Source organism: Kitasatospora nipponensis, from assembly GCF_039528135.1.
In the GTDB taxonomy this organism is placed as follows: domain Bacteria; phylum Actinomycetota; class Actinomycetes; order Streptomycetales; family Streptomycetaceae; genus Kitasatospora; species Kitasatospora nipponensis.
In genome coordinates, this window is sequence record NZ_BAAALF010000010.1 from 13,230 (window position 1) to 35,043 (window position 21,814).

Sequence of the window (21,814 nt, forward strand, 5' to 3'; positions counted from 1 at the left end):
AGCCACCATCATCACCGACCAAGTAGCCATGATCACGATCTACAGCTGGAGTACTAAGTTGCGCTAGACACGTACAGCAAGGACGTACCACGGGATCGCCTACGGGGCGAGAGTCCTAGTACTCCAGCTGTAGATCTTGATCTTTCGGCCCTACGGCCGCAGACCTTGAGCGTGCCAGCGCGGCTGCGCTGGCAAGATGGGGTGCAAGTCGGTGTCGGCGCTACCCGTAGGGTGGTGTGATGTTCGATCAGCTCGAGATCAGGGTGCTGCCGCCAGGGCGCCGGTTCGCTGCCCAGGTACGGTTTTGGGTCAACGGCGAGGACGTCGTGGAGTCTGCCGTCGGCGAGGGAGGCCGTGGCCCGTACGCGGCCGATGTGCTGCCTGCCGATGGCCTCAGTTCCCTGCGTGCGACCGGCGAGCCGCGACGCGTGGAGCTGGGAGAGCCCGACTGCACAGGCGGCTGCTGCGGCTTCCTGTCCGTGGTCGTGCAGCGGTTCGAGGGTGTCGTGCAGTGGTCGGACTGGGAGATTCCTTACCTGGATACGACGCGGCCGCTGGAGTTTCACTTCGACGCCGCCGAGTACGACGCTGAGCTGGCTCGCGTTGGGGCGGACCGATGGTGGCAGATCCACATGTAGCCCGGTGTCGGCGCCGCGGCAGGCCCGGCTGCCCATGGATCGATCACCAGTCGACCCTCGGTGACCTGGGCGCGGCTTTCGCTGCCATAGGGCACTTGGCGGCTGAACCGACCCTTCCTCGCTGAAAGCCACTGGCCAGCCACACGAGAGGCCCGCCATGCCGGCGGAGAATCCATCCCCCCTGACTGTCGTGCTCCCCTCACAGCGGAGGCGTCGGGACAACCCGCGTCGTCGGCGCGCAGGCACGTGGCGGCGCGGGCTGTCGCTGATCTCAGCAGTCGTACGTGCTCCTGGTCAGGACACGTCGCGTCGCATGGTCGTGGAAAGGGCGAGTACCGCGAACACGAGGGTGTAGACGGCCAGCGCCACGCCGCCGCCCCAGCGCGGCAACAGGTGCCCTGTGTCCATGGTCCTGGCCCCGGCGCCGAGCGCCTGACCGGCGTTGAACGGTAGCCACCGGGCCAGGTTGCCGATCAGTTGACCGACGATGCCTTCGACCAGGGCGACCCATGCCAGCGCGACGGCGATGGCGCCGACAAGGCTGCGGACCAGCGCGCCCAGTCCCACACCGATGGCGGCGAACGCCGCGTTCCAGGCGATCCCGCCGCCGATCGTGGTCCACATCGCCGAGTCCGACCAGGCGAAGGACACGCTCTTGTCCGACCACCAGAGGGCCGCGACACCCAGTCCCGCGAGACTGCTCGCCACCCCGGCCAGCGCGCCGAAGACCGCGTAGACCAGGAGCTTCGCGCCGATGACCCGCCCTCGCGCGGGCGTGCTCAGGTACGTGTCGGTGATCGTCTTGTGCCGGTACTCACCGGCGACCGCGAGAATCCCGAACACCAGGGTGAAGAGCGAGGCCAGGCCCACGTGCGAAAGCGCCCCGCTCTGTGCGGTCGTGTCGAGGGGCTTCCCTTCGGAGAGCACCAGGCCGCTGATGCCCGCGGTCACCAGCAGCGGGGCTGCGGCCAGCAGCAGCCACGGGCTGCGGACGGTGCGCAGTTTCAGGACCTCGGTCCGGATCAGGCTGTGCATGTCTCTCGTTCCTCGCGCTCAGCCACGGAATGACGCCGTCGTGGCGTCGTTCGCGGAGTCGGTGTCGGTGTCGGTGTCGGTGTCGGTATCGGTGTCCGTGTCCGTGTCCGTGTCGGACGTGAGGCGCAGGAACGCGGCTTCGAGCGTCTGCCCCGCGCTGGTCAGCTCGGTCAGCGGGCCCGCGTAGCGCAGTGCGCCACCTGCGACGATCACCACGCGGTCCACGGTCTGCGCCACCTCGCTCAGCACATGGCTGGACATCAGGACGGTGCGGCCCTCGCCGGCCAGACCACGAAGCAGGTCACGCAGGTCGGCCATGCCGGCCGGGTCCAGCCCGTTGGCGGGTTCGTCCAGGACCAGCACGCGCGGGTCTCCGAGAAGGGCGCAAGCCAGCCCCAGCCGCTGCCGCATGCCGAGCGAGTAGCCACCCACCCGCCGATCGGCCGCATCGGCAAGGCCGACCCGCTCCAGTACCTCCTCGACTCGTGAGGACGCGAAGCCGCCCGCCCCGGCGATGATCCGCAGGTGATCACGCCCGCGCCGGCCGGGGTGGAAGCCGGTCGTTTCCAGCACCGCGCCGACGACACGCCTGGGCTCCGGCAGTTCGGCGTAGCGGCGGCCGTCGATCAGGACGCGGCCCGCCGTGGGCGCCACCAGGCCGAGCAGCATGCGCAGGGTGGTGGTCTTGCCGGCGCCGTTCGGGCCGAGGAACCCGGTCACCACACCGGGTTCCACCGTGAAGGTCAGCGCGTCGACCGCGGTCACCGCGCCGTACCGCTTGGTCAGGCCATCCATCGTGATGCCGGCGCTCATGGCATCCTCCAGCGCGGGATCGGATCGAACATCGGGTCCATCGGGGTTCTCCACTTCCGTGACGTCTGGCAGCGATCGGCAGGCACTCGTCATGTCCAGCCCGCGGCGCCACAACCGCAACCCACCCTTCCCAACCGGCGGTCCCGTGTCGTCGCCCAGGCACGTCAACCGCGTCTACCGCGAACGCGGTGCTCCGGCGGCCGTCTACCACGTACGCGGTACCCCGGCTGCCGCGTGCGGCCGACGGCAGTCCGGCAACAGCCGCCTATCGTTAAGGGATGAGCGTCATTGGCCACCTGCGTCGCGTCGTCCGCCGGCATGAGCATCTGGCGGACGCGACGATCGCGCTGGCCGTCTTCGCCGCGACTGCGGTGACCACCTTCGCCGGACATCCCGCCCCCGCGATGAGCAACCGCACGGTGGCGCTCATCGCCGCCGTACTCGGCTGCGGAGTACTGGCCGGAAGGCGCCTGCATCCGCTGGTGGCCCTGGGGGTCAGCGCGGTTGCCGCGGAGCTGTTCCTCGCCCAGACCGGCGGCAGCCGTGGCGCGCTGATCCTGCTCGCCCCCTCGATCGCTCTGTACACCGTCGCTGACCTGGTCGAACGCCGTCGGGGCCTCTTCGTGGCGGGCGCCGCGCTGGGGGCACTGGCGCTGGCGCATGTCGTCGTTCACAACCCGGGGATGTTCGGCCCGCAGAACCTGGCGTTCACCGCGCTCGGCGGCCTCGCCATCGCAGCCGGCGACTCCGCCCGCAACCGGCGCGCCTACCTCGCCGAGGTCGAGCAGCGGGCCGAGCGCGCGGAGCTCGAACGCGAGCAGGACGCGCGGGGCCGGATCGCCGAGGAGCGGCTGCGGATCGCCCGCGATCTGCACGACAGCGTCGGACACCATCTCGCGGTGATCGGCGTGCAGTCGGACGTCGCGGGGCTGGCGGTCCACGCCGACCCGGCTGCGGCACGCGAAGCGCTCGCCCACGTGAAGTCCGCCAGTCGCAAGGCCCTGGGGGAGCTGCGCGACACCGTGAGTCTGCTGCGACAGCCCGGAGAGGACATCGCCCCCACCACGACCCCCGCGCCCGGACTGGACGGGCTCGACGAACTGCTCGTCTCCATGCGCGCGGCCGGCCTGGACATCGACCTCCGCACCGACGGCGCCGCCCAGCCCCTGGCGCCCGCGGCCGACCTCACCGCGTACCGCGTGATCCAGGAGTCGCTGACCAACGCCTACAAACACTCCCGCCGACGGCAGGCGCGCCTCACCCTCGCCTACCACCGGGACGGGTTGCTCATCACCGTCGACGACCTGGGCGGCACGAGTACCGCCTCTGGAGCCACAGTTGACGGACGCACCCTCGGCAACGCAAGCCTCCCCTCCGGCCAGCACGGCATCGTGGGCATGCGCGAGCGGGTGCTGGCCCTCGGCGGCACCATCACCACTCGCCCTCGCCCGGACGGCGCGTTCCAAGTGGCCGCCGCTCTGCCCTACCAGACCCTCGACCTCACCCCGGAGCCCCACCAGTGACCATCCGCGTAGTCATCGCCGATGACCAGCCCCTGCTGCGCAGCGGCTTCAAGGCCCTGGTCGACTCGGCGCCGGACCTGGAGGTGGTCGGCGAGGCCGGCGACGGGCGAGAGGCGGTACGGCTGGCCAAGGCCGCCCGCGCGGACCTGGTCCTCATGGACATCCGCATGCCGGTCCTCGACGGACTCGCCGCGACCCGACTCATCACGGCGGACGAGGACCTGGCAGGCGTCAAGGTCCTCATCCTCACCACCTTCGAGATCGACGAGTACGTCTTCGAGGCGCTGCGGGCAGGCGCCAGCGGCTTCCTGGGCAAGAGCGCCGAGGCGGATGAACTGCTGCAAGCAGTGCGCACCGTCAACCGGGGCGATGCACTGCTGTCCCCGACCGCGACCAGGACCTTGATCAGCCGCTTCCTCGCCACCCCCGCCATGCCGCGGCCCAGGGACGAAACAGCCCGCCGCGGACTGGAGGCGCTCACCGAACGGGAGCGCCAGATCACCACCCTTGTCGCGACCGGTCTGCCCAACGACGAAATCGCCGCTCACCTCGTGCTGAGCCCCGCCACCGTCAAGACGCACGTCAACCGCGCCATGGTCAAGGTCGGCGCCCGCGACCGCGCCCAACTCGTCGTCTTCGCCCACCGCAGCGGCCTCGCCGAACCGGCGTAAGGCACCCGAACGGTCTGGCTGTGTACAAGTTCTTGCCGTTGGCCCGGCCAGCGGTGTACAGAGGGCGGCCGGAGACGAACTCGTAGGAGCGCAGGCCCCATCCGTCCGGTGCCAGAAGCCGGTTCAGCTCTTCGGCACGCGCCAACGCCTCCTCGACATCGGCCGCCACCTCGGGATGGACCACCCGTGCCAGAAAGGCGAGCAGCACCTCATCCGGTCCCTGGACAAGGTCCAACCTGGGGTCCTCGAAAATCCAGTCGCCGGCCAGGTCGTCGTTGTTGAGCCGGTGCTGCTGGATACAAGGCGGTGGATGCTCCACCTGGAGCTGGGCGTCGTCCTCGGGTCGGGTCAGCGTCTGGTGGACCGCCACCACGCCGTCCACCGCGCGGCACAGCTGCTCCGTGATCGGGATCAGGCTCTTGCGCGGCACCCGGCCGGTCAGGGTGACCACTCCGTCCTGCACGGCGACGCCGACATCGCCGGGGGCCAGCCAGAGGGTCCGGCCGAGCACGTCGTGGTTGATCTCCTCCCGGATCGCCGCGTCGTGCCGCAGGAAGACCTGGAGCAGGTCGCGACGGCTGACGATATCGACCAGCCGGCCGACCTCGTCCACCACCGGCAGTCGCTTGACCTTGCGCTTGTCCATGGCCCGGGCGGCCTCCGGGATGGTCCGTTGTGGACGTTGCGGTGCTGCATGGTCCGCACTCCTCGCAGCTCGGCCCCTGCCACGACTCTGCGCCCGTCCTGGCGGCCGTCCCAGGGCCATTCGGTCCCCGTGCGAGGGCCGTCCCGACCGCGACAGCAGGTCCGCGCGGGCTCACCGTGGAAAGGCGGTCCGCCCGCATCGGAGACGACCGCGGACGCCGGAGTCAGCGTCCGGCTCACTGGCAGGCGACCTGGGCATCAGCCAGAATGGCTTCTGGCCAATGAATTGCGGTCTGAAATAAATATTTGGCCGGTTGGCACGCTGTACGAAGTGGTGACAACGTGTCAGAGTCGGGCATCGCGCCGGAAGAAGCCCATGGGCTGATCACAGTCCGCGCGAGACGCACACCCCCTGTCACCCCTGGCCCGACAACGGGAGTTCACATGCATACCGACACCGCCCGGCCCGGCCGTCTCGCCCTGCTCGGCGCCGGCGCCGCGCTGGTCCTCGGTGCGGTCCTGGCCGCCGCGCCGGCTGCCCAGGCCGCACCCGCCCAACACGCCGTGGCCGCCTCGATGTTCTGCTACTCGGAGCCTATCGGCGGCCCCCAGAGCTTGGGTCATGTCGACTGCACACTACAGACCTCAGGCGTCGGCGCGGTCAGTGTCAGCTGGTCGGTCAGCAACTACTACGCGGTTCTCTACTCGGGCCCCACCGAGCTGGACGTCAGCTGCGGCCACAGCCTCACCGGCGTGCTGGTGACCGCCACGGTCACCGACAGCACCGGGGCGCGGACCTCGACCTCCCGGAGCACCAGCTGCCAGGCCGGCGAAACGCGCTGACAGCCCGATCACACCGCAGACCGTCGGGCCGCCGGGCGAGCAACTCCGGGGCCTGACAGCCCCCCAGACAGGCCAGCTGTCGGTTGGTCATACTGGGCAGACCGAGGGTACGCATGGGAACGAGAACGCGTCACCCGCACCAGCCCTGGCCGTTGACGTGACGTTCGGCGACGGTGACGGTGACGGCCTGCGACGGTCCCGACCACGTCCCGGCCCTGGCTACCGCGAGTGCCGAGAGCTACCTCTCGCTGGCGCCCTGAGTGCTGATGGCACTCCTTGACAAAACGGCTCTGCCCGGACGTTCGTGAAAGGCCGGATCAGGGTCGGCATGCCGGACGCTTCCCCCTGCTGTACCGGCCTGCTCCTTCGCTGGCTCACACGACCAGAAACCGTTCGACCACCGCCCTGGTGGCTTCATAGGATCAGCGCATGCGACCTGCCTGGGGTCGCGCTCGGCCTCGGCGGACCAGGGAAAGATCCTGGAGCGGGGCGGTTGGCTCGTAAGCTCAGTTGGCCAGAGCTCCCGACTGCTTGTCGGGGCGCGCAGGTTCGAACCCTGCCGAGCCTGCGCAGCACCGACCAACTAGGCCGGACTCGGGCAAGGCGCGAGATGCGCTCCGAGTCCGCACAAGATCATTCACGCAATCACGGTCAGAGCCAGATTCAAAGAGTGCGATCAGTGCGGCCCAGCCCCTGCGCGGTTGTCGCGAACAGGGCCGCGTGGCGCGCGATCGACACCGCGTGGCCCGCGCAGCGCTGGTAGTAGCAGGCCAGCAGGGTCGCCTCGGCGATGTCGCCGGCCGCGGCCGGTTCGGCCCGGGAGAACAGCAGTTCGTACAGCAGCCGCTGGCGCTGCGCGACCTCGTGAAACCTCGCGAGGAGATCCGCCTCGGCTTCGGCGTCCTCGCTCTCCAGCAGGTCGGCGGCCTCGGCGAGCATCGCCCCGACGACCCCGCCCATGCCGTGCAGCGGCCCGCGCAGCGGTTCCGGCCACGGCGCTGCCGACTGACGCGACCAGGCCAGCCGCAGCACCAGCTCGACGAGCTCAGCCAGACACTCCACCTCCGTGCCCACGTGGACACCGACGACGATCGCATACCGATCCGACACCTGCGGTGACCTGCCGGGCAACACCCCGGCCGCGTCCTCCTCGATCCGCTCACGCAGCTCGGACAGCGCCTTCTCAGCCGCCGTCGCACCACCCTCCAAGGACCCCACGGGGGTGTCCCCGGCTCGCGACCGGGAGACGGTCAACCCAGCTGCGACCTCGCCCAGCGCCGTGCTCGCGAGCCGGACCAGATCGGCCAGCTCGTCGGACAGCCGCCCGCGCGCCTCCTGTTCGTTCCCAGACATCCGCCGACTCCCGTTCCCGGCGGGCTTGCCAGGCCCACCGTCGTCATCGCCCCGTGGACCCGGCCAAGCCAGCGGCGGGCCTTCGTCACACTCTTCAGTCTCACTGCCGGTGGCGGTCGCCGCGCTTCCGGTAGCCGCCCGCCCCCCGCGCCCGAAGGCCGCCACCCCGTACTCGCGGGCGCCTCCCACTCCGGTACCGGGTCCCCGACCGAGCCCGAGCATCCGGCACACCACTGGGCGATCGGCTTCCGGGCCCACGGTGAGGAGCTTCTGGAGACGGCCCGCAGGGTGGCCTCCGAACGGCACCCCGACCTGGAGGTCATCACCGAACTCGCCGAGGGCCGGCCAGGAGGTGCTCACCGGCCACCCCGCCGAGATGCCGGCCACCGCCGCCCGGCACGCGCACTGCCTGGTGATCGGCAGTCGAGGCCTCGGCGGCTTCCGGGGCATGGTCCTCGGCTCCACCGGCCGCGCCCTGGTCCACCGGACCTACTGCCCGCTCATGGTCGTGCCGGGTGGCGCCCAGGCGAAGTGACGGATACCAGCAGGGGCGGCCTGGCACCGGTGGTGCCACCGAACCGGCGGCGAGAGGCTGGAGAGGTGAACGAGCATCGGCCCTGGATCGGGTGCGTTCCCTTCGCTCTGGCGGCCACCGCGGCCGCCTACGGGTGGTTCGTGCGGCCGCGGCTGCTGAGCTGGGGTGCGACCTGGGAGGAACGGGTGCGCGCCTACCCCGGTGACGACCTCGTCCCCGGCCCGGGCAGCACGTGGACGATGGCCACGACCCTGCCCGGGCCGCCGGAGCAGGTCTGGCCCTGGCTGCAGCAGATGGGATGCAACCGCGGCGGCTGGTACAGCTGGAACCGCCTCGACAACGGCGGCCGGCCGAGCGCCGAGCACATCGTTCCCCAGTGGCAGAACCTCGAGGAGGGGCAACGCCTGGACTCGCTGCCCAGCGGCGCCAGCTGGTTCACGGTCGCGATCCTCGTACCGGACCGGACCCTGGTGCTACGGGCAGCACTCGAACTGCCCTGCGGCCGGCCGTTCGACGTGCACGGCGGACCGCTGCCCCGCGCATACGTCGATTCGGTCTGGGGATTCCACCTCGCGCCCGCTTCCGGTGGCCGGACCCGCCTGGTGGTCCGTTCCCGTAGCCGCAGCCGACCGCGGCCGCTCACCCGACCCCTGGACCTGCTGTTCGGGGAACCCGCTCATCTGGTCATGCAGACCCGCCAGTTCCACAACCTGCGAACACGCGTCGGTGCGGCAGCCCGCCAGGAGGGATGATCGACATGTCATCGGCAACGGTTCAGCCCGTCCGGCTGGAGGCGGTCCTCGACTCCCCGCTGTCACGCTGGCTCTGGCTCGTGAAGTGGCTTCTCGCCATCCCCCACTACGTCATCCTGGTGTTCCTGTGGTTGGCGTTCGTGGTGCTCACCGTGGTGGCGTTCTTCGCGATCCTGTTCACCGGCCGCTATCCACGGGCGATCTTCGACTTCAACGTGGGAGTCCTGCGGTGGAACTGGCGCGTCGCCTACTACTCGTACGCCGCGCTCGGCACCGACCGGTACCCCCCGTTCACCCTGGCCGACGTGCCGGACTATCCGACCCACCTGACGGTGGCCTACCCCGAACAGCTCTCGCGCGGCCTGGTGCTGGTGAAGTGGTGGCTCCTGGCCATCCCCCACTACCTCGTGGTCGGCTTCTTCCTGGGCGACTACTGGCACTCGGGCGGGCTGATCGGCCTGCTGGTGCTGATCGCGGCCGTCGCCATGGCCTTCACCAGCAAATATCCCACCGGGATCTTCGAGTTCCTGATGGGCCTCAACCGGTGGGTCGTCCGGGTGGCGGTGTACGCAGCCCTGATGTCGGACGAGTATCCGCCGTTCCGGCTGGACCTGGGCGGTGCCGAGCCACAGCACTGATGCGAGCGCTCCCCCACCACCACCCCGGACCCAGCGCCCCGCCGACCGGGACGACCGCGCGGCGGGCGGCGGCGGTGGTCCTGACCGCTCGTGCCAGGCCGGTGGCCACTGGAGCAAGGTGATCGGCGTGCGCGGCTCGCCGCGTCGTGAGCACGATGGAAGCCGGGCCCCACGGCTGTGAACAGCGACCCGGTACTGGAGGCGCGCAGTGGGCGAACTGGTGATCGCCGGATTCGACGGATCGGACCCGAGCCGGACGGCCGTCGAGTGGGCCGCGCGAGAGGCATCCCGGCGCGAGCTCCCACTGGAGATTCTCCAGGCCTGGCCGTGGGGGCCGCGCAGGCCGCTGGGCACCGGGCAGGCCGAGCGCTGGGCGCGCCAGCGACTGGCCGAGCACGCGGACGCGATCAGATCCCGCTTCCCCCGCCTGGAGGTGCGCGCGACGCACGTGCCGGATGACGCGGTCGACGTGCTGGAGGCCGCCTCGGAGCGGGCCGCGGTCCTGGTGCTCGGCTCGCGTGGCCTCGGCGCGCTGCGCGGCTTCCTGGTCGGTTCGGTGAGCCACCATGTCCTCGTCCACGCCACGTGCCCGGTCGTCCTGGTGCGCGCACCGTCCGCCCTGACGAACACGCCGAGTTCGGACGGCAGCGCGGTTGGGGGCCTGGTCGTGGGCCTGGACCTCGCGCACCCGTGCCAGGAGGTACTGGCCTTCGCCTTCGACGCAGCCGCCCGGCGCAAGGTTCCGCTGACCGTGGTGCATGCCTGGGGTCCGCCGGCCGGTACCGAGTACATGCACTTCGGCGCGATCGGCGGCCTCGAGGACGAACTGGCGGAGCCCGAACGGCAGGCACTGGAGGAGGCGGTGATGCCCTGGCTGGGGCGCTACCCCGACCTGCCGGCAGCGACCGCGTTGCTGCGCGGCCAGGCCGGACTGACCCTGGTGGAAGCCGCCGTCACGGCCGAACTGCTGGTGATCGGTGCCCGCCACCGCCGCAGCCCTGTGGGAGCCCACCTCGGACCGGTGGCGCACGCGGTGATCCACCACGTGGGCTGCCCGGTCGCGGTCGTGCCGTACCACTGAGCCTCTCCCGTTCGGCGGCGAAGCCCTCTGACTCCGCCCGCGCCTGTCAGCCTCGCCGACCTCCTGGGCGCCGCCGACGGCACCGCCCACGAGCCGTCGCCCCGGGCGGGCGGCGAGCGGGACCTGTGGATCCGGATCAGACCCCCCGACATCAGCGGCCGCGCGATCCGGACCACCGACGAACCGACCCGCTGACGGCGACCCACGGGTCAGCGAGGTCAGGCCCCGGTCGCGTTGGTTTGCGAGTCGGCCCGCCCGGCCCTCAGCAGTTGCTGCCCCAGATCGACCAGGGCCCGGCCGGCCGCGTACTCGTCGCCGATCTCCGCCACCGGCGGGTCGTCGGGGTTGCGGCGAGCGGTGGTGCGGCTCTCGAGCGTGTTGTCACCGGTGTCGAGGACCGCGTGGACTTTGGTGACGTCGCCTTCCTCGAAGAGGTCCAGGCGCAGGGACCATCGTTTGGTGCGCAGGGTCGGCGCGTCTGCGGGCACACTGGTGGTGTTCATGACCGGGAACTCCGTTCGTTCTCCGTTGCTTCGTGATCCGCCCCCGGTCCCGATGACGGGTACGCCCGCCGCGTCCGGTCGGTGACCGAGAGCACCCCGTCCACCGCGCCGCACAGGCGCAGCACGATCGGGACCAGGTACGGGGGTTCGAGGGTGCCGCTCAGTACCACGTGCCCCTGCTCGACCTCGACGCCGAGCGCTGCCGGGCTCACTCCCTCGATCTGGCTGAGCACGTCCTCCACGATCTCGCTGCGGATCGCCAGGTCATCGCGGAGGAACACCTGGAGGAGGTCGTGACGGCTGACCAGTCCGACCAGTCGGCCGTCCTCCCCCACCACCGGCAGGCGCTTGACCCGGTGGCGGTCCATGAGCCGGGCGGCCGCCACGACACTGGCGCCGGGCGCGACGCAGACCGCCGGGCTGCTCATCAGCTCCCTGGCCGTCATCACCGTGTTCGCCACCGACCGGTCCGCCGGCGGCGGCAGCAGCGCGCCGGGGTCCTCCTGGGCCGCCTGGGCCCGAATGAGGTCGCCCTCCGAGACGACTCCCACCGGCCGGTCCTCGCCGTCCACCACGGGCAGCGCGGTGATGCCGTACTCGGTCAGCAGCTCCGCGATCTCGCGGAACCCGCTCTCCGGAGCCACCCGCACGACCTCGCGGGTCATCAGCTCTTGCACGGTGCGATGACGCATCACCCACCTCACCCGGTTCTGGTCGCCGCCGACACTCCCTCCTCGATCCCACGCTACGACCACGCCGAGCTGTCGGCTTGCGGGCCGTGCGTCCCGGGAACCGGGGCCGACGGGCGCATCACGGCCATGGCGAGTGCGGCGCACCCGGCGACTGCGCGATCGCCGTGATCACGCGCGGGTGGAGCGATCTCCCGCTGCTCGGCCTGCCCACCCTCCAGCAGGTGTGTCTTCGTCCAGCTCTCGCCACAGCCGCACCGCAGTTGCTCCACCAGCTCACCGTCGTCGTTCACACCGAGGCCGCTGCGCGGTCTCGCATGGACATGCGTACTCATGGGTCACACCTGGGACGACGGGGAGCCACCGGTCGCGGTCGGCTCAGCCGCAGGGCACCACCGCCACCGGGCACGACGCATGGTGGACGGCCGCGTGGGTGACCGACCCGAGGTGTGGACCCAGCGGCGCACGCCGGCTGCGGCGGCCCACCACCAGGAGCCCGGCCCGTGCGGCGGCATCCAGCAAGGCGGGTGCCGTGCTCCCGAGTACCGACCTGGGCAGGACCTCGACCTGCGGGTACCGCTCGCGCCAGGGACGCAACGTGCTGGAGAGCGCCTCCTTCTCGCTCTGCTCGACGCGCACCGCCAGGCCCGCCGTGGCACCGAGGGCCATGTACTCGCCGACGAGGGAGGACCCCCAGGCATGGATCACGCGCAGCGGGGCCGAGCGCAGCGCGGCGGCCTCGAAGGCGAAGGCGAGGACGGGATCGCAGGGGTGGCGCAGGTCCAGTCCCAGGGCGACCTCCCGGTAGGGCGTGTCCGCCGGGTCCCGGCCGGCGGCGGTCGGCACGTGCTCGTCCGCTGCCGTCTCGCCCGCCCGGACCAGCACCACGGGGCAGTCGGCCCGCCCGAGGACCTCCTGGCCCACGGAACCGACCAGGAATCCCTGCGCCGTGCCCATCCCCCGTGAACCGAGGACCAGCACGGTCGCGTGCTTCCCGGCTGTTTCCAGCACCGCGACCGGGGCGCCGGGCAGGTGCGCGGCGCTCACCTCCACGCGGGAGAACATCGCGTGGAGTGCGACCTCCTTGCTGGTGAGCCGCGCTCTGCCCCAGCTCACGGCGGACTCGCTCCCCAGCACGTGGCTCGGGGGCCAGGGCCAGGCCTGGACGAGTTCCAGCGGTAGGCCACGGCGCGCCGCCTCGCGTGCGGCCCACTCCGCGGCAGCCGCGCTCTCGGGGGATCCGTCGAATCCGACGACGATCGGTCCTTGCACGATGTCCTCCAGCCGTACCGGCGATGCCGCGCGCACGGGCGGCGAGGCTACGCCGAACCGTCAGGTCCGCTCGACGAGGAACGAGGCGGCGCTGTTCAGGGTGGTCAGGCGCGGGTAGTCGTCCTCGTCGATCCGGCAACCGGCCCGCCCGGTCAGTCGCTCGACCAGGTTCTGCACGGTCAGGGCCTCGCCCCAGGGCCAGGAGAAGCCGACGGGACGAGGAATCCGACACCGCGACCGAGCCTCACGTCACCGCACAGGAACACCGTGACCACGCCGATGCGCATCCTCCCAGACTAGGAGGCGCTGCCCCGGAATTCGCGCCACCAGGTGTTCGGCGGCGGGAGCGGCGAACCCGGCTCGGCCCTCCAGCCACGGTCTCCGGCCGGTTGGCGCCGCTCAGCACGCCGCGCGATGCTGAGGGGGCACGCGCCCCGGGGCGACTGTCAGGAGAAGGACATGAGCGCACCCGCCTCGTCTGCACCACCGGTCGAGGTTGCGCGGAGCGCGGCCGAAGCCCTCAGCGCCGGTGATCTCGACCGCTTCGCCGAACTCGTCCACGAGGATGCCCTGTACGACGTCCTCCCCTTCGGAGAGCGACGCGGACGGGTCGCCGTGCGCGAGTTCTTCGCTGAACTCCTCGGCACCCTGCCGGACTTCTCGATGACCGTTGAGGCCGTAACCGGCGACGGACAGCGCGTAGCCGTCGCGTGGCGGATCACGGGCACGTTCAACGGCAAGCCGTTCCAGGGCTTCACGCCGCACGATCACCGTTTCGACATGCGCGGGATCGACTTCATGGACGTCGATTCCGGCCGCTGTCGGCTCGCGACGTTTCCCTATAACCCTCAGTTCGCCCTCGATAGGTACGAGTGAGCCATCGTCACCTCGAACAGGTCCGTGATGCGTGCCATCGGCACCGTGTCGGCTCCTGGTTGGCGCCACCGGCCGCTCACCGCTCGCGCAGCGACGGCACTTCGAGCGGGCTGCGCTCATCATCGGCGCAGGCCAGCAGCTCCAGGCCGTCCTGGTAATCCGCCTGCCCGACCAGACCCGCGAGCAGCCCGGCCGTGAGCAACAGCTCGGCCTCCTCCCACGTGACCGCACCCGGAGGATCGACCCGCCGTTCGCGAGCGTCCGTGCGCTGCCCGCTACCGGGCGGCTGACCCGGCCGCAACCAGCGGGCGACAAGCCGTACCGAACCCGCGACCAGCCAGCCCAAGCAGATGGCCAAAGCGATGATCATAACCGCCACCTCCGGAAGGAACGCCTCCCAGGCCAAGCCTCCCACTTCGCCGGGCCGGGACAACCGGACACACGTCCCCCTTCGGCCCGGGCTGCCGAGCCCGTGCAACGGCGGCCCTGGCCCGGGATGATCGCACCCTTCAGGCGCACCTGACGGTGCAGACCGCCTCGGAGCCGCCGGTCAGCGCCATCCTCGGCCAGGACGACTGCGGGTCGCTCCCCCGCTGCCCTCCAGGCGAGGCCGGTTGCGGGCGGTGTGGGCCGTCCTCGTGGAGCCTGCGATCCTCGCCTGCGCCATCGCCGTGGTCGGAGCCCCAGTGGCGGTGGCCCTGGCCAAGGTGGACACGGGAGGGCCCCGGTCGCGCCGATGGCGCGGAAGGAGAGGAGGAGCGGCCTCATCGGGCCGGCCGCCCCTGGCGACCGGGGCCGGATGGCCCCTGCCCCTGCGCCCGGACCGCGAGAGTGTGGAGGTGAGGCATCCTGCGGGTACCGGGCCCGCACCGTGGCACGTCGGGAAGTGAGCCTGATGATGTACTGGAACGACCACGGCATGAGCGGGTGGGGCTGGTTCGGGATGTCCTTGGGCATGCTGCTGCTCCTGGCCGTGATCATCGTCGTCGGCATCATGCTCTTCCGTGCTCTGGGCCGCACCCCGCCCCCCACCGATCGCCCCGCCACCGCGCCCCCGCCCGCAGCCGAACAGCTACTCGCCGAACGCCTCGCTCGAGGGGAGATCGACGACGAGGAGTACCGCAGGCGTCTGGCGACGCTGCGCTCCTCCCCACCGCAGAGCACCCACGAGTGACGCAGGCGCCGACACGGCGCACGGGGCCGCCCTCCACGTCAGGAGTCGGGCCAGGGCGAGGAGGAGCTTCCCGTAGCCCGGCCTCGCCCATCGGCGGCGCGTCGCCGTCCGCGGTGGCGTCTGCCACCGACTTCGCCCACCCTTCCTCGGTGGGCTCGCTCGCGCCGAGCCGTCCCGCCCCCACCGCAAGCAGCGGCCGGCCCGGCGCGCGGTGCGGGGAGCGCCGACAGTCGGCCGGTTGAGGTCCCGCGCGGTCCGACAGGCCCGGTGGGCGGGGCTGCCGGTGCGACAGGCCCGCCTCCAGGGGTGCGTCAGCCGTGCGAGAAGGGGATCTTCGGGAGGATGCGGTCGAGCCAGGCGGGGGTGTGCCAGGCGGCGTGGCCGGTGAGGCGGAGCAGCACCGGCAGCAGGACGAGCCGGACGAGCGCGGCGTCGAGCAGGACGGCGACGCCCAGGACGACGCCCATCTCCTTGGGCGGGAGCGGTCCGGACAGGGAGAAAGTGAAGAAGACGGCGACCATGACCGCGGCGGCTGCGAAGATCACGCGGCCGGAGTGCGCCATGGCGCCGACCATCGCCTCCTTCGGGTCGCCGGTGCGTTCGTAGTGCTCCTTGGCGGAGGCGAGCAGGAAGACGGTGTAGTCCATGGCGATGGCGAAGATCATCGCGAAGAAGAAGACCGGGGCCCAGCCGTCGAGGAAGCCCTGCGGGTGGAAGCCGAGCAGCCCGGCGCCGTGGCCGTCCTGGAAGATCAGGCGGGCGACGCCGAAGGCGGCACCGGTGGAGAGCAGGCTGGCGGCGGTGCCGAGGGCGGAGATCAGCGGGGCGCGCAGGGCGATGAGCAGGAGCAGGAAGCCCAGTCCCATCACCACGCCGATGACCAGTGGGGTCTTCTGGGTGAGCAGGTGCTGCAGGTCGAGGTTCTCGACGGCGGCGCCGCCGACCAGGGTGTCGTGCGGGAGTTCGGCGCGCAGGGTGTGCACGGTGGTGCCCAGCTGCGGATTGGAGGGGTCGACGGTGGGGACGGCCTGGATCATCGACCAGCCGGATCCGTCCGCGGCGGCCTGGGTGGGCATGACGCCGGCGATGCCGGGGGTGGCCGCGACGGTCGCCGCGCTCCGGGCGGCCTGGCTGGTGGGGGTCAGGACCTGCAGGGTGCCGGGGGCGCCGGGGCCGAAGGCCTGCTGGACGGTGGTGTAGCCGGCGCGGGCGCTGTCGGTCGTGGGGATGACGGTGATGGAGGGCATCGCGGTGCGCAGGCCGATCACCGGTGCGGCCAGGGCCAGCAGCGCGACCAGGGCCAGGGCGCCGTAGCGCAGCGGGTGCTTCCAGAGGCGTTCGCCCCAGGCGGCGAAGCGCGGTGAGCGCTGCTCGCCGGTCCTGACCCAGGGCAGGGCGAGGGCGTCGACGCGGTGGCCGAGCCTGCCGAGGACGGCGGGCAGCAGGGTGAGGGTGGCGGCCAGCACGAACAGGACGGCGAGCATGATGCCGCCGGCCATCGAGCGGAACGCCGGGGACGGGACCAGCATCACGGCGGAGAGGCTGACCAGCACGGTCGCCCCGGAGAGCAGGACGGCCTTGCCCGCGGTGTCCATGGTCTCGCCCACCGCTTCGGCGGTGCCGCGGTGGCGGCCCGTGCGGGCGCCGCGAAAGCGCATCACCAGGAAGAGGGCGTAGTCGATGCCCAGGGCGAGGGCGAACATCATGGCGAAGTTCATCGCCCAGATGGAGACCGGGAAGAGGTGGCTGATCAGGACGAGTGAGCCGGCGGAGGCGGCCAGGCCGGCCATGGTGAGCAGCAGCGGCAGGCCGGCGGCGACCAGCGAGCCGAAGGCCAGTACCAGGATCGCGAGGGTGACCGGCCAGGACATGATCTCGGACTTCATCATCGCGTCGTGGTTGGCGGTGTTGAAGTCGCTCCACAGCACGGAGGCGCCGGTGGCGTTGACCTGAACACCGTTGCCGGACAGGGCGGCGAGCGGGCCCTTGAGGTCGTCGGCCGCGCGGACCATCTCATCCGGGTTCGCCTTGGCTCCGGCGAGCAGGATCGCGGTGCGGCCGTCCTGGCTGACGGTGGCGCCGGGCTGCGGCGGGATCACGACGGAGACCCGGGGATCGGCGCCGGCTGTCGCCTCAGCCCTGGTGATGACCTGCTGGACGGCGGGGTCGGTGACCGGCCGGTCGGCGTGCACCACGATCTGCAGCGCGGAGGAGGCGTTGCCCGCGAAGTGGTCCTGGGCGAGCGCGCGGACCTTCACGGAGTCCGAGCCGTTCGCCTGCCACCCCGCCCCGGACAGCGCGGTGGTGACCTGGGGGGCGAAGGCGCCGAGCGCGGCCACCACCACCAGCCAGCCGACCAGGACGGTCTTGAAGTGCTGCACCGACCAGACGCCGAGGCGGCCGAGCAGACCGGGGCGCGCGGCTGCGGACCCGGGCCCCGACTGGGGCGGACCGTCCGTCAGGACGGGTGCTGAGCTGTTCAAGGGAGCTCCTCGATACGGGGCAATGGACCGACATCGCCGGCCATATACCGGTGGGGGTATATAGAAGTGCCAAGAAAATCCCCGGAGGACGGCTGACCGCGGGTGCGAACCGCAGTCGGCCGAACGACCGCCGGGGAGTGGTGGGTCAGCCGACGAGGGCGTCCAGGGCCTGGCGCAGGCGGGTCGCGGCCTCGTCGGCCACTGCGGCCAACTCCGGCCGTCCGGTGACCTGCACCATGATCTGCGGGTCCATCGCCTCGACCACCGTGCGGCCGTCGGCCGTGCGCACGACGACGTTGCACGGCAGCAACAGGCCGATGTGCCGGTCGACGCCGAGCGCGCGGTGGGCGAGCGGCGGGTTGCAGGCTCCGAGGATCAGGTAGTCCTCCATCTCCTCGCCGAGCTTGGCCCGCAGCGTGGCTTGGACGTCGATCTCGGTCAGGATGCCGAAGCCCTGCTCCGCGAGCGCCGCGCGCACCCGCTCGACCGCTGCGGGAAACGGGGTGTCGAGGGTGACGGTAATGCCGTAGTCCATGTCAACTCCAGCTTGCTAAAAGGATGTCTGCGTAGTCCGGAATGCGGGCAGCGGCCGTGGCCCAGTGAGCAGCCGTGCCGCCGTCGGGCGTGGCGGTGAACGCGCCGACCTCCAGCCCCCGGCCGGAGTGCGCCCACGCGGTGGTCCCGTCCGCCACCGAGGCGGCCTCGATGTCCACCTCGGCCATCCGCCATAGCTCTCAATACCCCCACGGGTATTTTCGAGAGTACAGATCTCCCGGTGAAGAGACAAACATCCCGGATTGCCCGGGGTGGCGCTCCCACCTCTCGGCCTCGCCGACCGTACGCGCCCGACTTCAGGCCAGCGCGAGGAACAGCTTCTCGAGCTCGGCCTCACTCATCGGCGGCGCGTCGCCGTCCGCGGTCGCCATGCACTGGCGCATGCCACTAGCAACGATCTTGAAGCCGGCCCGGTCGAGCGCACGGGAGACGGCCGCCAGTTGGGTGACGACGTCCTTGCAGTCGCGCCCGGCCTCGATCATCGCGATCACGCCGGCGAGCTGCCCCTGGGCGCGGCGGAGCCGGTTCAGAACCGCGCCGACCGCATCGTCGTCGACCTGCATACCAGTCACCTTTCGAGTGAACCACTGTGGCCAAGTGTACCCGGTGGGGTATATCTCCCCGAGAGGCCCAACACGGCGGCCTGCCGGACCGGGCCCCGCGCCGAGCCGGGGAGTAGCCCGCTGCGGCACCGACCACGTCGCACCCGCCGACCCACACGCAGCCGGCTCCGATCGCAGACGGCGGGGTCGACACCGGCCCCACCCGACCGAGCTGTTCGCCGCCCCGCTCGCCTCCTGCGTGGCGTTCTACGCCGGCCGCTACCTCACCCGCCACCGTGTCGATCCGCAAGGCCTGTGCGTCAGGGCCGAGTTCGCGATGGCTTCCGACCGGCCCGCCCGGGTGAGCGAGATCCGCCTCGTCCTCGACGTGCCCGCCGGGCTGGACCCGGCCCGTCACGAGGCCCTCCTGGCCGTCGCCTCGCACTGCACCGTCCACAGAACCCGCCGCAGGCCCGGTCCACGTCGGCGGACGTCATCGCCTCGGCGAAGGTCTTCACCATCGCCCGCAACGACTCCGGACTCGCCGAGGCGACCACGTCGGCCGACGGCGCCGAGCACCGCGTCGCGTGCCACGGTGGGGGCGCTGTCTTCAGCGTTGCGATGCTGCGCCGGTAGTCGATTCGCTCCACGACGGACCGGCTGAGGGCCACCGCGGACCGGGCGCGGTCCTGGCTGTCGAGCCGGGGGTGCTGGAGGATGTCGTTGAGTAGGGTAGCCGCGGTTCCGTCGTCCCCGACTGCCCCGGCCTGGTCGGCGGCCGCCTTGGCGAACCGCAGCCACGTGTCACTGTCCCCCGCTGCCCGGGCGTGGTGGGCGACCTTGACCAGTGGAGGCGAGGGGAGGACCCGGAGGACGGTGATCGCGCGGCGGTGAAGGTCGGTGCGCACCGGCCCTGGTATCTCCTCGTAGACGGCCGGCTGGTACAGCGCGTGGTGGCAGCCGTGGCGCAGTTCGTCGTGTTCCCGCAGCACATCGCGGCGTGGCGCTCCGGCGGGCTGCTCGCTGTGGCCGACGTCGGCCTGTGCGCCGGACCCACAGGCTGGCTGATCCGCGGCGCCGCCGTTCGGCTCGGCTCAGCTTGGCTCAGGCGCCGAAGGCGGCAGCCACCTGGGCGGTGTCCTCGCTGCCGCGGTAGTGGACGACCTTGCCGTCGCGAAAGGTGAAGCGGTGGTGCAGGTCCATCGTCACCGGCTGACCCGTGGCGCGGACCCGGGCACGCAGTCGCACCACGGTCAGCACCTCGGAATCGTTCGCGGCGAAGGAGGTCGGCATGAACTCGTCGGTCTCCACGCTCGAACCGTACTGCTCGAAGAAGGCCCCGACCTCGGCCTTCCCCTGGTGCGGCCCGTACCAAGGGGCTGCCGTCGAGGTGGTCTCGGTGGCCCAGTCGACGTCGTCGCTCAACGCGTCCAGGATGGTCCGGGCGTCTCCCCGGCCGAAGGCCTCGTAGATCGACTTGACGGTGGCGGTGTTGCTCTCGGCGCTCATGAGAACCCTTTCGCGCTGTGCGGCGCCGGCAGCGGCGCAGGACGTGGTGACGATGCGCGGGCACCGGGCGGACAGCCGGCGAAGCCACCGTCGGCGACCACCAGGTCGAGCCGCTCGTTGAGGTAGGTCTCCCGGTCCTGCCCGGCGGCCCCGGCGTCGGTCGCGTCGAGCGCGCCCCGTCGAACCCCGATCACCCCACGTTCGGTGACGCCCGCGCCCTCGTTCCAGTCAACCGCCCGGCGCGACGGTGCGCATCCGGTCGAGAGGAGGCGGTTCCGCAAGCCGCGGCCGGCCGCCGCGCCGTGCGCGCCGAGACCGAGACGCGCTACCCGTGTCCAGGCGGAACGCCAGTACCTTGCAGCGCTCCCGCGGTCCCGGTGGCGCCCGCGTCCGGTCAGGATCTGGCGTGGGCGCCACCGGTGTTCGGGGCTGCCGTCACCGGGCATGACGCCTGGTCTGTGGCGCGCGATGGACTGGACGGTGGGGAGTGTGCACGGGTGGGAGGTCGAGTGTGTTCGGTCTGCTATTTGGTGGTGGGGATGTTGGTCAAGCCCTTGCCTCCGGTGGAGGTGTTGGTGGTGGAGACGGTGTTCTTGGTCTTGCATCCGCTGTTGTCGGTGACGTTGATGCCGTAGCCGGCGGCGCCGCCGAGGGTGAACCTGTTCTTGGTGAAGGTGTTGCCGCAGCCGTAGGCGGCGTAGACGTTGTGGACCTGGAAGCCGTCGGTGTAGGGGTGGGTGACGGTGTTGGAATCGATGGTGTAGCCGTCGCCCTTGACGTCGATGGTGGAGTCGCCAGAGTTCTGGTCCTTCTCGCCGGTGCCGTCGAAGGTGTTGCCGCGGATGACGCCGGAGTGGGTGCCCTCCTTGATGTCGACACCCTCCGCGGCGACGTTGGGGCCGATCTTGTTGTTGAGGACCTGGACGTAGTCCGAGGCGTCCACTCCGGTGGGGCCGGCGTACTGGTCCCAGTTGCTGTTGGCCGAGCCGATGTACACGCCTTCGCCGTAGCCGGGTTCACTGGTGCCGGTGTCGTGGACGGAGGAGTTCTCGATCACGCCGTGGTTACTGCCGGAGCGGAAGTGGACGCCCTCGTAGCCGATCTTGGAGACGGTGACACCGTTGATCGTCACATAGGGGGATGCGTCCATGACGATGCCCTTGCTGGCACCGGTCACCGCGAAGCCGGTGAGGAGCCAGTAGGGCGCGGCGTCGAGCCACAGACCGTAGCCGTTGCCGCCGCCCGAGGTCAGCACGGCCTTGGAGCTCCCGGTCAGGGTGATCGGCGCCGAGGAGGTTCCCTTGGCGGTGGTCCTGAAGACTCCCTTGTAGGTTCCGTCGGCGAGCTTGATGGTCTCGCCGGGTTTGGCGGCGGCCAGGGCGCTGACGAGTTGGGCCGCGGTGGAGACGCTGACCGTGGACGACGCCGTCGCAGCCGCGACGGCCTGTCCCATGGGGACGGAGAGGACCAGGACCGCGACGGCGGCCGTGCCGGTCGGGACGGAGCGGTGGGATGTGGTGCTGGTGCCCTTGGGCATGTCGTGCCTCCAAGTGGGGGTACGGGGAGGCCGCAGCCGCGATCTGCATCGCAGCCGTGCTTCTTCTTTCTGCAGGCGGCCGCGATCACATGGCCCGTCGTCGGCGAGTGACCGGCCCAGCCTCGCAGAACGGGGTTCGGGGGTCGG

25 protein-coding genes, 1 tRNA gene and 1 pseudogene are annotated in these 21,814 nt (G+C 71.2%); 12 read left to right on the plus strand and 15 right to left on the minus strand.

Annotation, left to right across the window (positions count from 1 at the left end):
- The first annotated feature begins 239 nt into the window (after positions 1-239).
- Positions 240-638 carry a hypothetical protein gene (locus tag ABD323_RS05130; protein ID WP_344439679.1) on the plus strand — a complete coding sequence of 133 codons (399 nt, stop codon included), beginning with the start codon at positions 240-242 and terminating at the stop codon, positions 636-638.
- Between the two features lie 294 nt (positions 639-932).
- Here the strand turns inward: ABD323_RS05130 and ABD323_RS05135 are convergent, their stop codons facing one another.
- Together ABD323_RS05135 and ABD323_RS05140 are read right to left on the minus strand one after the other, a co-directional pair.
- Positions 933-1,673 carry a hypothetical protein gene (locus ABD323_RS05135; RefSeq protein WP_344439681.1) on the minus strand — a complete coding sequence of 247 codons (741 nt, stop codon included), beginning with the start codon at positions 1,671-1,673 and terminating at the stop codon, positions 933-935.
- A gap of 18 nt (positions 1,674-1,691) precedes the next feature.
- Complete coding sequence (locus ABD323_RS05140) at positions 1,692-2,486, minus strand: ABC transporter ATP-binding protein (protein WP_344439683.1); 795 nt, start codon at positions 2,484-2,486, stop codon at positions 1,692-1,694.
- A gap of 278 nt (positions 2,487-2,764) precedes the next feature.
- Between ABD323_RS05140 and ABD323_RS05145 the strand changes: the two genes are divergently transcribed.
- Together ABD323_RS05145 and ABD323_RS05150 are read left to right on the plus strand one after the other, a co-directional pair.
- Positions 2,765-4,009 (plus strand): sensor histidine kinase, encoded by a 1,245-nt coding sequence (locus ABD323_RS05145; protein WP_344439685.1) that lies wholly within the window; start codon positions 2,765-2,767, stop codon positions 4,007-4,009.
- On the plus strand, positions 4,006-4,680 hold the full coding sequence (locus tag ABD323_RS05150) for a response regulator transcription factor (protein WP_344439687.1): 675 nt from the start codon (positions 4,006-4,008) through the stop codon (positions 4,678-4,680). The genes ABD323_RS05145 and ABD323_RS05150 overlap by 4 nt, the downstream gene beginning before the upstream one ends.
- Here ABD323_RS05150 and ABD323_RS05155 read toward each other — a convergent pair.
- Positions 4,607-5,446 carry an AbiJ-related protein gene (locus ABD323_RS05155; RefSeq protein ID WP_344439689.1) on the minus strand — a complete coding sequence of 280 codons (840 nt, stop codon included), beginning with the start codon at positions 5,444-5,446 and terminating at the stop codon, positions 4,607-4,609. The genes ABD323_RS05150 and ABD323_RS05155 overlap by 74 nt on opposite strands.
- Positions 5,447-5,769: 323 nt before the next feature.
- Between ABD323_RS05155 and ABD323_RS05160 the strand changes: the two genes are divergently transcribed.
- Positions 5,770-6,168 (plus strand): hypothetical protein, encoded by a 399-nt coding sequence (locus tag ABD323_RS05160; protein ID WP_344439691.1) that lies wholly within the window; start codon positions 5,770-5,772, stop codon positions 6,166-6,168.
- A gap of 495 nt (positions 6,169-6,663) precedes the next feature.
- A tRNA-Ser gene (locus tag ABD323_RS05165) sits at positions 6,664-6,735 on the plus strand.
- Between the two features lie 96 nt (positions 6,736-6,831).
- On the opposite strand, the gene ABD323_RS05170 is transcribed toward ABD323_RS05165, so the two are convergent.
- On the minus strand, positions 6,832-7,521 hold the full coding sequence (locus tag ABD323_RS05170) for a PhoU domain-containing protein (RefSeq protein ID WP_344439693.1): 690 nt from the start codon (positions 7,519-7,521) through the stop codon (positions 6,832-6,834).
- 352 nt (positions 7,522-7,873) lie between these two features.
- Between ABD323_RS05170 and ABD323_RS05175 the strand changes: the two genes are divergently transcribed.
- The 4 genes from ABD323_RS05175 to ABD323_RS05190 all read left to right on the plus strand — a co-directional run bounded on the left by ABD323_RS05175 (position 7,874) and on the right by ABD323_RS05190 (position 10,527).
- Positions 7,874-8,056 carry a universal stress protein gene (locus tag ABD323_RS05175; RefSeq protein ID WP_344439695.1) on the plus strand — a complete coding sequence of 61 codons (183 nt, stop codon included), beginning with the start codon at positions 7,874-7,876 and terminating at the stop codon, positions 8,054-8,056.
- A gap of 65 nt (positions 8,057-8,121) precedes the next feature.
- On the plus strand, positions 8,122-8,808 hold the full coding sequence (locus ABD323_RS05180; protein WP_344439697.1) for a hypothetical protein: 687 nt from the start codon (positions 8,122-8,124) through the stop codon (positions 8,806-8,808).
- Positions 8,809-8,813: 5 nt separating this feature from the next.
- Positions 8,814-9,446, plus strand: a complete 633-nt coding sequence (locus ABD323_RS05185) for a DUF4389 domain-containing protein (RefSeq protein WP_344439699.1) — start codon at positions 8,814-8,816, stop codon at positions 9,444-9,446.
- Positions 9,447-9,654: 208 nt separating this feature from the next.
- A complete protein-coding gene (locus tag ABD323_RS05190; RefSeq protein ID WP_344439701.1) occupies positions 9,655-10,527 on the plus strand; it encodes a universal stress protein in 873 nt (290 codons plus the stop codon).
- Between the two features lie 218 nt (positions 10,528-10,745).
- On the opposite strand, the gene ABD323_RS05195 is transcribed toward ABD323_RS05190, so the two are convergent.
- From ABD323_RS05195 to ABD323_RS05205, 3 genes are all read right to left on the minus strand, one after another.
- Complete coding sequence (locus tag ABD323_RS05195; protein ID WP_344439703.1) at positions 10,746-11,030, minus strand: dsRBD fold-containing protein; 285 nt, start codon at positions 11,028-11,030, stop codon at positions 10,746-10,748.
- Positions 11,027-11,722, minus strand: a complete 696-nt coding sequence (locus tag ABD323_RS05200; RefSeq protein WP_344439705.1) for a CBS domain-containing protein — start codon at positions 11,720-11,722, stop codon at positions 11,027-11,029. Before ABD323_RS05200 ends, ABD323_RS05195 begins: the two co-directional genes overlap by 4 nt.
- 375 nt (positions 11,723-12,097) lie before the next feature.
- A complete protein-coding gene (locus ABD323_RS05205; protein WP_344439707.1) occupies positions 12,098-13,027 on the minus strand; it encodes a universal stress protein in 930 nt (309 codons plus the stop codon).
- Between the two features lie 423 nt (positions 13,028-13,450).
- Between ABD323_RS05205 and ABD323_RS05210 the strand changes: the two genes are divergently transcribed.
- A complete protein-coding gene (locus ABD323_RS05210; RefSeq protein ID WP_344439709.1) occupies positions 13,451-13,867 on the plus strand; it encodes an ester cyclase in 417 nt (138 codons plus the stop codon).
- Positions 13,868-13,943: 76 nt separating this feature from the next.
- Here the strand turns inward: ABD323_RS05210 and ABD323_RS05215 are convergent, their stop codons facing one another.
- Positions 13,944-14,237 (minus strand): hypothetical protein, encoded by a 294-nt coding sequence (locus ABD323_RS05215; RefSeq protein ID WP_344439711.1) that lies wholly within the window; start codon positions 14,235-14,237, stop codon positions 13,944-13,946.
- 525 nt (positions 14,238-14,762) lie between these two features.
- On the opposite strand from ABD323_RS05215, the gene ABD323_RS05220 reads away from it, so the two are divergent.
- Positions 14,763-15,041 carry an SHOCT domain-containing protein gene (locus ABD323_RS05220; RefSeq protein WP_344439835.1) on the plus strand — a complete coding sequence of 93 codons (279 nt, stop codon included), beginning with the start codon at positions 14,763-14,765 and terminating at the stop codon, positions 15,039-15,041.
- A gap of 311 nt (positions 15,042-15,352) precedes the next feature.
- Here the strand turns inward: ABD323_RS05220 and ABD323_RS05225 are convergent, their stop codons facing one another.
- From ABD323_RS05225 to ABD323_RS05240, 4 genes are all read right to left on the minus strand, one after another.
- Positions 15,353-17,524: an MMPL family transporter gene (locus tag ABD323_RS05225; RefSeq protein ID WP_344439713.1), complete on the minus strand. Its 2,172-nt coding sequence runs from the start codon at positions 17,522-17,524 to the stop codon at positions 15,353-15,355.
- Positions 17,525-17,669: 145 nt separating this feature from the next.
- The gene (locus ABD323_RS05230) at positions 17,670-18,059 is read right to left on the minus strand and encodes a DUF302 domain-containing protein (RefSeq protein WP_344439715.1); all 390 of its coding nucleotides are present in this window, start codon (positions 18,057-18,059) and stop codon (positions 17,670-17,672) included.
- Between the two features lies 1 nt (position 18,060).
- Positions 18,061-18,246: a hypothetical protein gene (locus ABD323_RS05235; protein WP_344439717.1), complete on the minus strand. Its 186-nt coding sequence runs from the start codon at positions 18,244-18,246 to the stop codon at positions 18,061-18,063.
- Between the two features lie 129 nt (positions 18,247-18,375).
- Entirely contained in the window at positions 18,376-18,642 is a 267-nt protein-coding gene (locus ABD323_RS05240; RefSeq protein WP_344439719.1) for a metal-sensitive transcriptional regulator, read from the minus strand.
- A 238-nt stretch (positions 18,643-18,880) separates the two neighbouring features.
- Here ABD323_RS05240 and ABD323_RS45915 point away from each other — a divergent pair.
- A pseudogene (locus ABD323_RS45915) lies at positions 18,881-19,027 on the plus strand (OsmC family protein); the annotation flags it as partial.
- A gap of 698 nt (positions 19,028-19,725) precedes the next feature.
- Here the strand turns inward: ABD323_RS45915 and ABD323_RS05250 are convergent.
- The 3 genes from ABD323_RS05250 to ABD323_RS05260 all read right to left on the minus strand — a co-directional run bounded on the left by ABD323_RS05250 (position 19,726) and on the right by ABD323_RS05260 (position 21,667).
- Positions 19,726-20,130, minus strand: coding sequence for a nuclear transport factor 2 family protein (locus tag ABD323_RS05250; RefSeq protein ID WP_344439723.1), 405 nt, complete (start codon positions 20,128-20,130; stop codon positions 19,726-19,728).
- Positions 20,127-20,576 (minus strand): hypothetical protein, encoded by a 450-nt coding sequence (locus ABD323_RS05255; protein WP_344439725.1) that lies wholly within the window; start codon positions 20,574-20,576, stop codon positions 20,127-20,129. The genes ABD323_RS05250 and ABD323_RS05255 overlap by 4 nt, the downstream gene beginning before the upstream one ends.
- Positions 20,577-20,653: 77 nt before the next feature.
- On the minus strand, positions 20,654-21,667 hold the full coding sequence (locus ABD323_RS05260) for a right-handed parallel beta-helix repeat-containing protein (protein ID WP_344439727.1): 1,014 nt from the start codon (positions 21,665-21,667) through the stop codon (positions 20,654-20,656).
- Positions 21,668-21,814 lie beyond the last annotated feature (147 nt).